Origin of the sequence: Paraburkholderia agricolaris (assembly GCF_009455635.1) — a bacterium.
GTDB lineage: Bacteria > Pseudomonadota > Gammaproteobacteria > Burkholderiales > Burkholderiaceae > Paraburkholderia > Paraburkholderia agricolaris.
The window spans coordinates 624,667-640,719 of the sequence record NZ_QPER01000001.1 but is presented as its reverse complement, the minus strand read 5'-3'; the positions used below and the strand labels follow the sequence as shown (position 1 = coordinate 640,719).

Below are 16,053 nucleotides of genomic sequence, written 5' to 3'. Positions count from 1 at the left end.
CTTTTCCATTTCGTAACACCTTACTCTCAATTCGGAAATGTCCTGCCCTCAACCGGATATGACCGATTGTTCATTTGGATTCCTCCGTTTACTCTCGTAGACATTACAAACGATCACGATAGCTTCAACTACATAACCTGCGCGGAAACGCGTCACAGGTCAGAGAAGAATGCGCACACGCTGAAGGATCCATCGCGCTCATCGGCAGAAGATGTCCGACAATAAGAACTTCGGGAAAATAAAGCATGCGAAATACGACACGTAAAAGATTGCATGGCTGGCGCTCCGAACCCTGTCAATTTCATTGTTCCAGCACGATAAAAAAGCAACGCGGTGTTGTAACGTGCATCGTCGGCGCTTTTCTTTCTCTCGTACTTGGTGGGTGCGGTGGAGGCGGCGGCGATACGCCCGCGCAGCAATCGAAAGAGCCGCAAACGCTCGAACAAACAGCATCAATGGCAGCGGCAAACCCGACCGTTCCGCTAGCGCTTTCTTTGAAGATAAACGCGAGTAGCCTCACGGCGGATGGTTCTGTCGATCGATTTATCATCAAGTACAAGGACGGTACTTCAGAACGCAAGTCGATCGCAGCGGTACAGTCCCGGCTCGACAAGTTAGGTAGTGCACTTCCCGCTACGACGCGTCATGTTCGCCGTATGGGGATTGGCTCCGATGTTGTCCAGACAAGCCGGAAACTAAATACCAGAGATGCAAAAGCGTTTATGCGTGCCATTGCATCGGATCCGGACGTCGAGTATGTAGAACCCGATGCGCCGCTTTCAGCTAGCTCGGCGCCGAACGATCCTTTCTACAGCCTGCAATGGGGTCTTTCTTCAAACGAAGATCCAGGGCAGACCGACGCTGGAATTCGCGCGGAGAACGCGTGGGATATCACCACCGGCATGGGTATTACGATCGGTCTGATTGATAATGGTGTGACGAGTCATAGTGACCTCAACGCCAACATCCTTCCACAGGGTCGAGACTTTACTTATCTAGACGGTCCCCTCGATGGATCGAATCCAGGTATAGGAAGAAGTTGTGGTGTTTCGTATCACGGGACTCTCGTGGCCGGAGTTTTGGCGGCTGTAACTAATAACGGCATCGGGATCGCTGGAATCGCTCCTTCTGCGAAAATTGTATCTGCCAGAGCACTTAATGAGTGTGGCACTGGTTTGGCGTCTGCTGCCTCTGACGCCATCATGTGGGCCGCTGGCGGTTCAGTGTCGGGAATTCCGACCAACCTTCATCCGGTAAGCGTTATCAATGCAAGTCTAAGCGGTCCGGGGCAATGTTCCCGAGCCTTCCAGGATGCCATTGATTACGCTGCCACCCGCGGAGCGGTGGTAGTTGCTGGCGCCTCAAACAATAACGCTGATGCAGCAAACTATCAGCCAGCTAATTGTCGAGGCGTGATCGCCGTAGGCAATACCCAGCGCGACGGCCTCAGGGCCGGCGACTCTAACTTTGGACCGATTGTCGATATCGCCGCACCAGGCACCGACATTTATTCCACGTCGAACACTGGCGCAAAGTCATTGGGAATGGAGAGTTACGCTTACGCGTCCGGCACTTCAATGTCCGCACCGATGGTTAGCGGTGTGATCGCGCTTATACAATCAGTAGCGCCGACGCCATTAACCGTCGCGGAGATACGCACCCTAATCACGCAGCACGCACAGTCTTTTCCGAAAAAACTCGACCATCCGCTGGGCTCGGGTATTCTGGATGCGGCGGCGGTTACCGCTGCCAAGGCTGGCGAAATTCCGGCAGCGGCCGACTTCAAGTGCACCCAAGGTGCAGGTGGCATGATAGTGACATGCTCCGATCGCTCCACCGCACGAGGTACCACACAGATCAGTTCATGGGCCTGGAATTTAGGCTTTGGCGATCCGAACAATATTATGCGTACCCAATCCGTCAATCCATACTACGACTACGAATATCCTGGCACCTACAACATTACGTTAACGGTCACAGATAGTATGGGCACCTCTAGCACACTGACGCGGCCCTTTACTGTCACCGCCCCTGAAACTACCGATCTCACGGCAAACGTTCCCGCAACCTTTTCTGCGAACATACGCGTCATGCGATATTTCGCGTTGAATGTTCCATCGGGTGCAAAGAGCGTGACTTTCACACTGTCGCAAAAAAATTACAGTGACATCGGAACGCTCTTTCTTAGGGCAGGCTCCCCTACCACACGCAATGCTGTTTGCGAGTCTACGGCCGTAAGGGGGGAGCCCGCCACATGTACCATACAAGACCCTGCAGCAGGGATTTACTATGGCGCAGTTAACCCTAGTACCGCTCTGAGCGGGGCTACCATTCGTGGCACTTACGCTCAGTAACATGGGGCGTATGGGAGCGCCTCTTTCGGATGACCTGTAGGCAAAGCGAATGTATTTCTGTTTCTATCGAAATGCAAAATCCGGCTTTATCGATGTCCTTTATGCAAACATTTCTTCGATTGACCTTTCTCCTATGTGTTCAGACGTGATCGATTTCGCCTCGTATGCGGACGCATATTTTGCCGAAAGAAAACTAACGATGGCAATCGTCGAATACGGCCGGATACTGGACCGTCAACCGCAAAACTTGCACGCTCTTCATTGCATGGGTTTAGCTTGCGTACTTGATAACCAAATTGAACGAGCCCGTGGGATTCTGGCGCGCGCGGCCCTCGTGGCGCCGGAGAGGTCAGATATTCTCGAACAGTGCGGATTGCTAGCGGCACTCACAAATGATGATATCGAGGCCGAAGCGTACTATCGTCGCGCGCTCGATTTTGGAAGTGGTACAGCGAGTCTCCATCGGAATCTCGCAGACGTTCTTCGAAAGTCGGGGCGTACCGCCGAAGCCGAGGAGCAGTACAAGCAATCAGTTGCGATACAACCAGACCTTCACCATGCGATTAGAGCACTAGCGCGCATCTCTAGTGAACTCGGTGAAATAGAAGACGCCGCGACCTATTGGCTTCGTGCCTGGGAAATCGATCCAGCCGATCTGCAAGACGGACTTGACCTGATCATCGCATTGGGAAACGCTGGGCGTGCGGCGCTGATCGACGAGGTCGTCTTCCAGATCAGGAGGCGGTTTGCAGCTGATGTCGACGCATTAGACGCGCTGTGCCTGGCACTGCACAAAAGCGACTGCTTCGACAAGATGTTGAGCGTTGCACGGCAGGGAATCGGTAGCCATCTAAAGTGTGGCGCACTCCATCACTATGCGGCACACGCATTGAGCATGTGCGGTGACAATAGGGAAGCAATTGCACACAGCAGGGCGGCCGTCCAGCTTTTGCCGGACGATCCTATTATGCAATATCAGCTTGGATGCCTCGAACTAAGCATTGGTGAGTTCGAGAACGGCTGGGCACGGCGCAATACGTACTATTCGACGCCGCTTGCGCGACGCACACGTGTGCACCCGAATTTTCGCCTGTGGCTTGGCGAACCGGTGGCTGGGCGCAGCTTCCTGCTCGTTGGTGAGCAAGGACGCGGCGACGAAATTCAGTTCATGCGTTTCGCTGAATGGCTCAAGCAGCGAGGTGGAATTGTCGATGTACTGGTCAGCAAACCCATCGTTGAAATCGCCCGGAGCATGACGGGTGTGCGGAAGGTTCTAACCCAAGTGCCCGCCGGTCCTTACGACTACTGGTGTCATATGATGCGGATCCCCGAGCATTTGAAAGTGAATCTTTCCACTCTTCCAGGTCCTGTTCCATACATCTTTGCATTGCCGGAAAAAGTAGGCCATTGGCGCGATCGCATCAACGTAATTTCATCCGGCGAGCGGTGTAATCAGCGACGCGTCGGCATAGTATGGTCCGGGGGACCGTATCATGTTCACGACCGGTTCCGCAGCGTTGGACTTGCCGGCATGGAGCCGCTTTTTTCGGTCCCTGGCGTAAGCTGGTTTTCGGTTCAGAAAGGCGAAAGCGAGCAGGAGAGTGAAAGTCTTTCCGATAACTTCAATATTCATACGCTAGGGCCGGAAATCGAAAACTTCACGGATACGCTCGCAATCCTGCATTCGCTCGATCTTCTCATTACGGTAGATACTTCCGTTGCACATCTTGCGGGGGCTGCTGGACTACCGGTATGGACACTCGTTCCCGCCTACACTGAATGGCGATGGCTCACGGACCGAACTGATAGTCCCTGGTATCCATCGATGCGCTTGTTCCGCCAGCGCGAGTTGGGCGACTGGACCGCCGTGATTGAAGACGTGCGCAACGCGCTATGCGAGTGGAGTCGAGCGACATGCTCGCATAATTAGAGAATGAAAGGGACTTCCTCTCGCGCTGGTGTTGATGAACGTTCGAAACTTCATCATGGCACGTCGATGCAGACTCGCGGCTTCCGCCGCAGCCTCGGGACGAGGAAGTCCCTTTCATTCTCTAGTCAAGCCGTCCGGCAACATCCTGAGCATGCGAAACGGTTGAGCGTTTCATTTAGATACGCAAATCGTCAACCTCTCGCACATAACCCTTACCTCGCCGTATACCCCCCATCGATCGGCAGACAAACCCCACTAATCATCGAAGCCGCGTCGCTCAACAAAAACATAATCGGCGCAGCGACTTCAGCGGACTCGGCAAACCGCCCCAAAGGAATCGCCTTCAAAGCAGGATCGCGTTTCACAGGATCGCTCCACGCCTGCACAGCCATCGGCGTCAACGTCACCGTCGGATTGACACTATTCACCCGAATACCAAAAGGCCCCAACTCGACACACAAAGCCCGCGTAACCGCATCGAGCGCCGCCTTCGAAGCCGAATAACTCAAGTGATCGTCAAGCGCCACGAGCGCAGCCTGACTGGAGACATTCACAATACTGCCGGCACGCTTCGCCTCGATCATTCCGCGAGCCACGTGCTTGGCCACCAGCACCGCCCCGCGCGCATTCACTCCCATCACACGATCGAAACTCGCACCGGTCGTATCCACGGCACGCTCAAGCAAAGCAATCCCCGCACAGTTCACCAACCCATCGAACGCTTCGAGCGAGCCCAATGCCTCGTCTATGGCCGATTCATCGCTCACATCAAGCATCAACGGCTCGCAGCCCGTCTCCTTAGCCAAACGCGCAAGCTCATTCGCATTCCGCGCCGCAGCGACCACATTCGCGCCGGAAGCGCACAACGCTTCCACCGTCGCTCGCCCAATGCCGCTCGATGCGCCTGTCACCAGAATCGAGCGGCCAGAAAAATCGAAAGTAGCATTCATGATGTCTGCAACCGATGCATGACCGATTTCAACGCCGGATACAAATCCGTATAAACACCAAACCGCTGCTCGTACAGCGCCATCCGTTGCGCGTTCGGCTCCGCGCGTTCAACCAGCGTGACCCATCCTTTCTGCGCCTCCTCACGCGAAACCAGACCTACGCCGACGCCGGCCAGCAACGCTGCACCCATCGCCGCCTCGACGTCCTGCTCGATCGTGTAGACCGGATAGCCGGTGACATCCGCGATGATCTGCATCCATAGATCAGAGTGCGCGGCGCCGCCCACGACAATCAACTTGTCATCCAACGACTGCGCGCCTTTACGCCCTGCCTCGATGTTGTGCTTCAGCGCGAACGACACGCCCTCCAACACCGCCCGATAAAGATGCGCCCGGGTATGAAACAGACTCAAGCCGACAAACGCCCCACTCGCCTTCGCATCCCAAACAGGGCTTCGTTCGCCCATCAGATACGGCAGGAACATCACGCCGTCCGACCCCGCCGGGATCTGTGACGCGTTCTCTTCCAGCAAGCGATGCGGGTCCCCATTCGGTAGCGCGCGCGCGGCCTCGGTCTCCGCGTGACAGAACTGCTCGCGATACCACGTCACCGAAGCGCCCGCCGTAATCGCGCCGCCGAACACATAGATATCGCGCTGACCGTTGAACACATGCGGCATGCTGATCAAACCATGCCGCGCATCGACGTTCTGATTGATATATCCCCAGCACATGCTCGTGCCAATCATCGCAACGTGCTGCCCGGCGCGCGTGACGCCGGCGGCAAATGTCGCCACCGCCGCATCTACACCGCCCGCAACGATCGCGGTGCCCGGTTCCAGGCCAAGCTGTCCGGTCCACTGCGACAGCAATCCGCCCACCACGTCCGACGATTCCACCAGCCGCTCCGGCATCATCGTCGCGGGAATGCCGAGCATGTCGAGCGCCTCATCCGACCAGTCACGCTTCGCTATGTCGTAAACACCGCCGATATTGCCCGCCGAGCTATGGTCGATGGCGACCTCGCCGGTCAGCATGTAAATCACATAAGCATTAGGCGGCAGGAAGTAACGCGTATGCGCCCACACATCCGGCTCATGGTCGCGCAGCCACAGCATCTTCGTGTAACCGTAGTAGCTGTCCACGCCATTGCCGGTGACCGCATACAGGCGTTCGAGGTCGATGTTCGCACGCACCCACTCGACCTGGTCGGTTGCGCGCCGATCCATCCAGATCAAACACGGATAAAGCGGCCGCATCTCGCTATCGACAGGAATCCCCGAACCGCCGTACAGGCTGCTCACACATACGGCCTTAATCGACTTCGCCGCGACACCCGCCGCTTTCGCCTTGCCGACACACGCGGCAACGCACTCCATCACCGCGTTCAACCACACTGCCGGCCATTGTTCAGCCCATAGCGGCTTGGGCGTATCCGGCTGATAGCTCGACGCATGCTGCGCGACGATCGCGCCGTGCTGATCGACCAGCAGCGCCTTGGTGCTCTGCGTGCCGATATCGACGCCGATGACGTAATCCATACAGTCTCCGTTTATGTGCCGTTCGTCCATGGCCCGCGCTGCGCTCGCCCCTCAGGCGCGCGGTTTCATCAACACCTTGATCGAATCGAGCGAGTTGGCGACCTTGATCGCTTCGTCCCATTCTTCCAGCGAAAAGCCATGCGTGACAATGCCCTTCGACGTCACGAGCCCACGCGCCAGCAAATCGATCGCAATTGGATAACAGTATGGGCCGAGATGCGCGCCACGTACATCGAGCTCCTTGCGGTCGCCGATCACCGACCAGTCCAGCGTGGTATCCGCGCCGAACACGGAAAACTCGACGAAACGCCCCAGCTTGCGGATCATCTCCATGCCCTGATTGACACCGATCGGCGCGCCGGTCGTTTCGATGTACACGTCGCAACCATAACCGTCGGTCAACGAATGAATGATCGCCAGTGCATCGTCCTGTTTCGGATTGATGGTTACGTCCGCGCCATATTCACGTGCGAGTGCCAGGCGCTCCTCAACCAGATCGATCACGACCAGCTTCTTCGGTGTCTTCAGATGCGCAACTTGCGTCATCATCAAACCAAGCGGACCCGCGCCCGCAATCACCACCACATCGTCGAGTTGCAGGTCGCCGCGGTTCACCGTGTGGATCGCGCACGCGAGCGGTTCGATGATCGCGGCGTCTTCAAGCGAAATGCCGTCGGGAATCTTGTGGACGATCGCGGTCGGCGGAATACGCATGTACTCGGCCATGCCGCCGTCCGCGACTTCGCGCTGGAAGCCGAAGATGTTGTGCACTTCGCACATCCAGTACTGGCCGGATTTGCAATAGCGGCACTTGCCGCACGGTACGATCTGTTCGGCGATTACGCGGTCGCCCAGCTTCACGCCAAAATGATCGGCTGCGCCCTCGCCAATTTCCTCGACGAAACCGAAGAACTCATGCCCCGGAATCACCGGCGCCTTGACCCACGGGTTCGGGCCGCCCCAAAACATCTTCGCGCCCGAATGGCATTTGCAGTCGCTCGCGCAGATGCCACACGCGGCGATGCGGATCACCAGTTCATGCGCGCGTGCCTTGGGTTTGGCTACCTGTTCGACGCGATAGTCTTTCGGTGCGTGGCAGACGATCGCCGTCATGTCGTGCATATCGGATTGCGTAGTTTGAGTCATTGCATGGTCCTGCTGGAAAAAATGGGTCAGTGGAAAGTTACTTTCTACGGTCGCGGCTGATGTAGATCGCCAGCAAAATAATTCCGCCCTTGATCACGTTCTGCACATACGGATTCACGCCAACCATATTCAGTCCGTTGTTCAGGACGCCGAGCAACAATGCACCGATCAGGGTGCCGATGATCGAACCGCGTCCGCCGGAGATCGATGTACCGCCCATCACCACCGCGGCAATCGCATCGAGTTCGAAACCGACGCCCGCGTTCGGCTGGCCGCTCATCAAACGCGCGGTCAATACGATCGCTGCAAAAGCGGAGGTCAACCCGGCGAGCGTGTAAACGATCAGTTTCACGCGCGCCACGCGCACGCCCGAAAGACGCGTCGCCTGTTCGTTGCCACCAATCGCATACACGTAGCGGCCGAACGGCATGCGTTCGAGCAACACCCAGGCAATCGCATAGATCACCACCATGATCACCACAGGCGCCTGAACGCCGAGAATCTTGCCGCTGCCGAAGAAACTGACCCAATCCGGCAGACCGTCGATCGGATATCCACCCGTGTAGATCAGCGCGAGACCGCGAGCGATACCCATCGTGGCAAGCGTGACGATGATCGGCGGCATGCCGGCGAAGGCGACGAAGAAACCGTTCGCGGCGCCAAAGCCCAAGCCGACCGCGATGCCGATCGCCAACGCCGCCACGGCGTTCATCCCGGCGACCATCAGGCCCGCGGCTAGCGTGCCGGACAAAGCCATCACCGAGCCGACCGACAAGTCGATGCCACCGGTCAGAATCACGCACGTCATCCCCACGGCGATGATCGCGTTGATCGACACCTGGCGCAGCACATTCTCGATATTGGCGGCGGAGAGGAAGCTGTCGCTCGCGAATACCATCACGATGCAGACCACCAGCAAGCCGATAAACGGATAGAAGAGGGTCGAGCGTTTCAACGCCGCCCATGTGAAACGCACGGGTGCGCCCGGTGTGTCGCTACTGACGGCCGAGGTTTTCGGCGATGAAGAACGATTAGGCATGTTCATGAGTTGCTCCACGGGTACCGGCTGTGGCATAGGTCATCACGGCGTTCGAGTCGATCTGGTCGCCTTCCAGCACCGCCTCGATGCGGCCCTGCCGGAACACGGCAACGCGGTCGCACATGCCGACGATCTCCGGCAGTTCGGACGAGATCATGATGATCGAGTAGCCGCGCGCGGTGAGTTCGCGCATCAGCAGATAGATTTCGGCTTTGGCGCCGACGTCGATACCGCGCGTCGGTTCGTCGAAGATGAGAATGTTGGTGTGGTGATTCAGCCAGCGCGCGATCACCACTTTCTGCTGATTACCACCTGAGAGCGTCGCGACTTCGGTGTGCATCGTCGGGGCTTTCACGCCGACGCGTTTCATGATGTCGGCGGTGGCACGCGCTTCGCTGCGCTGGTCGATAAAGAAACGCAGCGAGCGGTATTTGCCGAGGTTGTTGATCGAGATGTTCTGCTTGATCGAGAAGTCGGTGATCAGGCCTTCGGTCTTGCGGCTCTCCGGCAGAATGCCGACGCCGGCGCGCAACGCATCGGCGGGATCGGACAGTTTCGCGGCCGTGCCGTTGATACGGATTTCCTTCACGTAAGCCGGGTCGGCCCCAATCACGGCGAGCGCGGTTTCCGTGCGACCCGAGCCGACCAGTCCCGCGAAACCGAGAATTTCGCCCTCCCGCAACGTGAAGCGCAGTATCGGACTATCTTTGAGCAACTGTAGCTTGTCCACTTCGAGCACGATCTTCGCGTCGGCGCGCAGCGGCGGCTTCGGCGGAAAACTGTTTTCGATGCGGCGCCCCACCATCATTTCCACAAGGTGGTTCACATCGGATTGCGCAACTTCGGTCATGCCGACGTATTGACCGTCGCGCAATACGGTAATGCGGTCGCACACTTCAAAGATCTCTTCCAGGTGATGCGAGATGAAGATCATCGCGACGCCTTGCTGCTTCAGATCGCGCATGATCGCGAACAGATGCCCGGCTTCGGCGGGCGTCAGTGTGGCAGTCGGCTCATCCAGGATCAGAATGCGTGCTTCTAACGACAAGGCCTTGCCGATTTCGACAAACTGCTGCTGCGCGACCGACAACTCGCGAATCGGCACCGATAGGTCGATTGCCACGCCCAGACGCTGAAAAATCGCAGCAGCCGCGCACCGCATCTTGCCGCGTTCGAGCAAACCCAAAGCGTTCTTCAACTCACGGCCGAGAAACATGTTCTCCACCGCATTCAGATACGGGATCAGGCTGAACTCCTGAAACACGATACCGACGCCCGCAGCCACCGCATCGTGATAGTTCGTGAAATGGCGCGTCTCGCCAGCGATCGTGATCGAGCCTTCGTCAGGCTGGTAGATACCGCACAGGATCTTCATCAACGTCGATTTGCCCGCGCCGTTTTCACCGAGCAACGCGTGAATCTCGCCGCGTGCGATTTCCAGATGAATGCCTCGCAGCGCTTTCACACCGGGAAAGCTTTTGGTGATGTTGTCGAGCTTGAGTATCGTGTCCATCGGGTCCTCCTCTGCTGCTCGCCGCCATGTTCATCAAGAAGCACGGCGACGTGCGTTCGCTTTACCAGCTGAAGCCCTTGGCATTGCTCTTGTCGATCATCTTCACGTCGACCGGAATCGCTTTCGGCACATTCGCGCCCCACTTCTTCGCGAGCGCAATGCCGAGTGCGATCCGCACCTGGTCGGCCGGGAATTGCGCCGAGGTTTCGATGAACTTCGAACCGGGCTTCTGGATTGCAGCAATCGCTTCCGGCGCACCGTCGACGCTGGTCAGCTTGATATCCTTGCCCGACGATTCGATTGCCGAGAGCGCACCCATCGAGCCGCCGTCGTTCACGCTGAACACGCCCTTCAGATTCGGATGCGCCTGAATCATGTTCTCGGTGACGGACAAGGCCGTGGCGCGTTCCTGCTTGCCGTTCTGCGTATCCACGACTTTGATGCCGGGCACTTTCGCGAGTGCCGCCTTGCAGCCGCGCACCCGCTCAAGAATCGGCACCACCGGAATGCCGTCGAGAATCGCCACTTCGCCGCTGCCGCCAAGCGCCTTCGCCAGATAGTCGCAGGCCATCTCACCGGCGTCGAAATTCTTCGACCCAACGAAGGAATCGACCGGACCGTTCGCATTCGCATCGACGGCGACCACCACCACGCCCGCTTTCTTCGCCGACGTCACTGCCGATTGAATACCGGTCGAATCGGTCGGATTCACGAGCAGGATGTCGATCTTCTTTTGCAGCATGTCCTCGACGTCACTGACCTGCTTGCTGACGTCGTGGTGCGCGTCGGTGACGACCACCGTCGCGCCAATCGACGCAGCGGCATCGTTCAAGGCCTTTTGCATCGTTACGAAATACGGGTTGTTCAGTTCCTGAAACGTCATGCCGATCTTCAACGGCGCAGCCTGTGCCGCGGGCGCGGCGCTCAACGACAGGCCGAATGCAAGCGTCGCGAGCGCTGCCGTGCTGCGCGCGAAGGTCTTCAACGATGTCGGCTTCGAAATGGATTGCGTCATGGTTGTCTCCGTTATTAAAACTGTTCGATGAAATGAGCACGTCCCTCACGCTGTCCAAAGACAGCGCGACAGGTGTTGAAACGCGGATGAATTAGAACGCTTCGGCTTTTAGCGTGGCGTAAGGGGACTCGTCGGCGGATAGGCAGCCGCCGCGGTGCGCGGCAAGCCCGGCGCGAGCACGATCGCGGGCGCGTTGTCGATGCCCGCACCGCGCGCGGCGGCTTCTTCGGAAGCGTCGCGGCTCGCGTCGTTCAGTTGTTGATAGTGGCGAAATTTCGAAGGCGCCATGCCTTTGACCGCGAGGAACTGCCGATTGAAATTCGACAGGTTGTTAAAGCCCGCCTTGAAGCAGATATCGGTCACGCTCAGTTCTCCGTCCGTCAACAGCTGACAGGCGAGATTGATGCGCATGCGGTTCACGTACTGCACGAACGGCAACCCCGTATGACGGCGGAAGTAACGTGAGAACGCACTCACGCTTTGTCCGGCAAGTTGCGCGAGGTCCGATTCGCGCAGATCGTTGGACAGATTCTTGCCGATATACGAGAGCGCATGATTGATGCGCGTCGACGCGAAACCGGTCGGGTCGGCCTGATAAGCGGGGCTCGCAAGTGTCTCGCGATCGTCGGCGTTCATCAGAATCTCAAGCATCGACATGAACAGCACGAGCCGGCGCAATCCGCGCGCGGCCAGCAATTCGAGGAACAGCGGCTGGATCGCGGCGCTCGTTTGCGCCCCGAACGACACGCCGCGGCGCGAGTCGGCCAGCAGCGCCTCGACCTGGCGCCACTCCGGAAAACTCTCAAGACAACTCGACACGAACTCCTGACCGAATTGCACGACCAGATTGCGCTGCGCAATCGTCTCGCCTTCCGGCACGTCGCTGACCCAGTTGTGCGGCAGGTTCGGCCCCATCAGCACGAGATTGCCAGGCGTAAAGCTGCTGATGTGATCGCCGACGAACATCTTGCCGGTCGTCGCCACGATCAGATGGATTTCGTATTCCGGGTGAAAGTGCCAGCGCACCGTACGGTACGGATAGCCGTGCGACCACACTTTGAAGGATTCGTCACGCCGTACGGCGACGACTTCCAGATCGGGTTGCATTCGCGTCTTCCTCCATGAAGCGGCGTGTTGCGAGTGCCGCTGAGCTTCGTCTTGTATAGCGAAAAGTAGTCTTCTATGACCTGATCCACCACTAAAAATCAAACCGCGGACCGATACTTTTTTGCATTCGGGTTAGTCCTGGCGCAGCCAAAGTCAAATTTGATGCAATGCAATACGCACCGCGACACACGTCCCGCAACGCACGGGCACCTCGCAACTACTGCCAGAACGCCCGCCACGCCGCGCTGCGCCACGAAAAGCCGCTGAGCTCGCCTTGACATTCGTTTCGCCGGGTACGATCATTCGCTCACAGACAGAGCAAATGCTCCGCCCCAAGAAAAAACGCGGGCTCCGAGCCAGGCGATCGAAGACATTCAGGAGACGTACATGAGCAGCGGACAAGGCAGCGGCGCGGCCGCACACGTGATCCTGCACATCGGCGCGGGATCGTTTCATCGCGCCCATCAGGCGTGGTATCTCCATCGGCTGAACGAGGCGAACGTGGCGGGTGAGCCGCACTGGTCGCTGACGGTAGGCAATATCCGCAACGACATGAACGCCGTGCTCGACGCGCTCGCCGCGCAGAACGGCGTCTATACGCTCGAGACCGTCACACCGCAGGGCGAGCGCGCGTACGAAACGATTCGCTCGATCGACCGCGTCTTACCGTGGACCGAGAGCCTCGACGGCTTGATCGAAGCGGGCGCCGATCCGGCCTGCAAGATCATCGCCTTCACCGTCACGGAAGGCGGCTATTACCTCGACGAACAGGACGAACTCGATACCGCCAATGCGGATCTCGCGGTTGACCTGAAAGGCGGCCACACCACCATTTACGGCGCGCTCGCGGCGATTCTCGACGCCCGCATGAAGCGCGGCGGCGGCCCGGTCACGCTGCAGACTTGCGATAACCTGCGCAGCAACGGCGAGCGTTTTCATGCGGGCATGAGCGAGTTTCTCGAGCGGCGCGGCGCGAACGAACTGGCGCAATGGTTCGACGACAACACCGAGTGCCCGAGTTCGATGGTCGATCGCATCACGCCGCGTCCCACGCCGGATGTGCGCGAACGCGTCAAAGCCGCTACCGGCGTCGACGATGCCTGCCCCGTCATGGGCGAATCCTTCATCCAGTGGGTGATCGAAGACCGCTTCATCGCCGGACGCCCCGCATGGGAAAAGGTCGGTGCGGAACTGGTCGATTCGGTGCTGCCGTACGAGGAAGCGAAGATCCGCATTCTCAACGCGACGCATAGCTGCATTGCATGGGCGGGCACACTGGTCGGACTGAACTACATCCACGAAGGCACACTCGATCCGGACATCAACAAATTCGCCTTCGACTATGTGACCGAAGACGTGATTCCGTGTCTCACGCCGAGCCCGCTCGACCTCGAACGCTATCGCGACGTGGTGCTCGAACGTTTCGGCAATCCCTACATCCAGGACACTAACCAGCGCGTCGCGGCCGACGGTTTTTCGAAGCTGCCTGGCTTTATCGCGCCGACGCTCTCGGAATGCTTCGAACGCGGCGTCACGCCCACGGCTACGGCGATGTTGCCGGCGCTGTTCTTCCGTTTCCTCGAGCGCTGGAACGCCGGCACGCTGCCGTATGCGTATCAGGATGGCGTAATGGACGAGCAGGTCGCGCGTGCTTTCTTTAGCGCCCCCGATCCGCTCAAGGCATTCGCCGCTGATCGCCTGCTATGGGGCAGCATGGCGCAGACACCGGAACTGGAATCGGCCCTGGCGGGCGCGTTGGCGCGTGTCGACGTATGGCTCGCCAAACGCGGCGCCGCCTGAGCCACGCGGTGTCGGAGCACGCGAACCACGTGAACCACGCCGGTGCCAGGCTTAATGCGCATGGCAGCGCCTCGCGCTTGCGGCTAAAGTAGCGCATCCCTAACGACGAAGGTTTCGCGCCCATGTATCTCGGCATCGACCTCGGCACGTCCGAAGTGAAAGTCCTGCTGCTCGCCTCCGATGGACGCGTGATCGGCACCGCAGGCTCACCCTTTACCGTTTCGCGTCCGCACCAGCGCTGGGCCGAACAGAATCCCGAAGACTGGTGGGCCGGCACGCGCGCGGCGCTGGCCGCGTTGCGCGCCAAACATCCGGATGAGTTCGCGCAGATTCGCGGCATTGGCCTGTCGGGGCAAATGCACGGGGCCGTCCTGCTCGATGCGGAAAATCGCGTATTGCGGCCCGCGATCCTGTGGAACGACATGCGCAGCGACAAGGAATGCGCCGAGTTGACCGAGCGCGCGCCAGAGTTGCATACCGTGGCCGGTAATCTCGCGATGCCCGGATTCACCGCACCGAAGCTGCTCTGGGTGGCGCGCCACGAGCCGGAGATCTTCGCGCGGACGGCCTGCGTGCTGCTGCCGAAGGACTACCTGCGCCTGCAACTGACAGGCGGCAAGGTGTCCGATCCCTCGGATGCGGCGGGCACGTTGTGGCTCGACGTGGCCAGGCGCGACTGGTCCGATTCGCTGCTCGCCGCCTGCAACATGACGCGCGCGCAGATGCCCAGCCTGTGCGAAGGCAGCGCGCCATCCGGCACCCTGCTTCCCGCCGTAGCGCGCGAGTTCGGTTTGAGCGACGGCGTGATCGTCGCAGCCGGCGGTGGCGACAACGCCACGAGTGCGATTGGCATCGGCGCGACACAACCGGGCGACGGCTTCGTTTCGCTGGGCACGTCAGGCGTGTTGTGCGTGGTCGGTGACAGCTTCCGGCCGAACCCCGCGTCGGCAGTGCATGCGTTCTGCCACGCGATTCCGGATCGCTGGCATCAGATGAGCGTGGTGCTGTCGGCGGCCAGTTGTTTGCGCTGGGTCTGCAAGCTCACCTCGACCGACGAGCCGACGTTGCTCGCCGAAATCGAGGCACTGCCAGCGGAAGCATTGACCACCGCGCCGCTCTTTTTGCCCTATCTGTCCGGTGAACGCACGCCGCACAACGACCCGTACGCACAGGGCGTGTTCTTCGGCATGAATCACGCGACCGATCGCGCGCTGCTCGGCTACGCGGTGCTCGAAGGCGTCACGCTCGCGCTCACCGATGGCCTCGACGCATTGCGCGCGGCCGGCACCGAAGCGAAGGCGCTGTCCCTGCTCGGCGGCGGTGCACGCAGCGACTACTGGGCCCAACTGCTGGCCGACGCGCTCGACACCGCCACCCGCAAGCACGGCGGCGGCGAAACCGGCGCGGCGCTCGGCGCGGCACGGCTCGGCTGGCTGGCCGCGGGCGGCGATCCGGCCAAAGTGTTGACCAAGCCGCCGATCGAAAAGGAGTTCACGCCGAACCCGCGACGGCACGCCGAACTGCGCAGCCGGCTCGAAGCATATCGTGCGCTCTATCGCCACGTGCGGCCGCTGTTCGACCCCGCGCGGCCACCGCTCGCCTGATCGGCAAACCGCAGCCGGTTCCCGTTGAGACGCGGGGACCGGCTGCTATCATCG

11 protein-coding genes are annotated in these 16,053 nt (G+C 59.3%); 4 read left to right on the top strand and 7 right to left on the bottom strand.

The window, feature by feature from the left end; genetic code table 11:
• Window positions 1-245: 245 nt before the first annotated feature.
• Both GH665_RS02855 and GH665_RS02850 read left to right on the top strand, forming a co-directional pair.
• Window positions 246-2,354 (top strand): S8 family serine peptidase, encoded by a 2,109-nt coding sequence (locus tag GH665_RS02855; protein WP_153134585.1) that lies wholly within the window; start codon window positions 246-248, stop codon window positions 2,352-2,354.
• 49 nt (window positions 2,355-2,403) lie between these two features.
• Window positions 2,404-4,284, top strand: a complete 1,881-nt coding sequence (locus GH665_RS02850; protein WP_153134584.1) for a tetratricopeptide repeat-containing glycosyltransferase family protein — start codon at window positions 2,404-2,406, stop codon at window positions 4,282-4,284.
• Between the two features lie 212 nt (window positions 4,285-4,496).
• Here GH665_RS02850 and GH665_RS02845 read toward each other — a convergent pair whose 3' ends face one another.
• From GH665_RS02845 to GH665_RS02815, 7 genes are all read right to left on the bottom strand, one after another.
• A complete protein-coding gene (locus tag GH665_RS02845) occupies window positions 4,497-5,234 on the bottom strand; it encodes an SDR family oxidoreductase (protein ID WP_153134583.1) in 738 nt (245 codons plus the stop codon).
• On the bottom strand, window positions 5,231-6,775 hold the full coding sequence (locus GH665_RS02840; protein WP_153134582.1) for an FGGY-family carbohydrate kinase: 1,545 nt from the start codon (window positions 6,773-6,775) through the stop codon (window positions 5,231-5,233). The genes GH665_RS02845 and GH665_RS02840 overlap by 4 nt, the downstream gene beginning before the upstream one ends.
• 51 nt (window positions 6,776-6,826) lie before the next feature.
• The gene (locus GH665_RS02835; RefSeq protein WP_153134581.1) at window positions 6,827-7,921 is read right to left on the bottom strand and encodes an alcohol dehydrogenase catalytic domain-containing protein; all 1,095 of its coding nucleotides are present in this window, start codon (window positions 7,919-7,921) and stop codon (window positions 6,827-6,829) included.
• A 37-nt stretch (window positions 7,922-7,958) separates the two neighbouring features.
• A complete protein-coding gene (locus GH665_RS02830; RefSeq protein ID WP_153134580.1) occupies window positions 7,959-8,966 on the bottom strand; it encodes an ABC transporter permease in 1,008 nt (335 codons plus the stop codon).
• Entirely contained in the window at window positions 8,953-10,473 is a 1,521-nt protein-coding gene (locus GH665_RS02825; RefSeq protein WP_153134579.1) for a sugar ABC transporter ATP-binding protein, read from the bottom strand. Before GH665_RS02825 ends, GH665_RS02830 begins: the two co-directional genes overlap by 14 nt.
• 61 nt (window positions 10,474-10,534) lie before the next feature.
• Entirely contained in the window at window positions 10,535-11,488 is a 954-nt protein-coding gene (locus GH665_RS02820) for an ABC transporter substrate-binding protein (protein WP_153134578.1), read from the bottom strand.
• 108 nt (window positions 11,489-11,596) lie between these two features.
• A complete protein-coding gene (locus tag GH665_RS02815) occupies window positions 11,597-12,595 on the bottom strand; it encodes an AraC family transcriptional regulator (protein WP_153134577.1) in 999 nt (332 codons plus the stop codon).
• A 387-nt stretch (window positions 12,596-12,982) separates the two neighbouring features.
• Here GH665_RS02815 and dalD point away from each other — a divergent pair, with 387 nt between their 5' ends.
• Both dalD and xylB read left to right on the top strand, forming a co-directional pair.
• On the top strand, window positions 12,983-14,395 hold the full coding sequence (dalD, locus tag GH665_RS02810; RefSeq protein WP_153134576.1) for a D-arabinitol 4-dehydrogenase: 1,413 nt from the start codon (window positions 12,983-12,985) through the stop codon (window positions 14,393-14,395).
• A gap of 122 nt (window positions 14,396-14,517) precedes the next feature.
• Entirely contained in the window at window positions 14,518-15,999 is a 1,482-nt protein-coding gene (xylB, locus tag GH665_RS02805; RefSeq protein WP_153134575.1) for a xylulokinase, read from the top strand.
• Window positions 16,000-16,053: the final 54 nt, after the last annotated feature.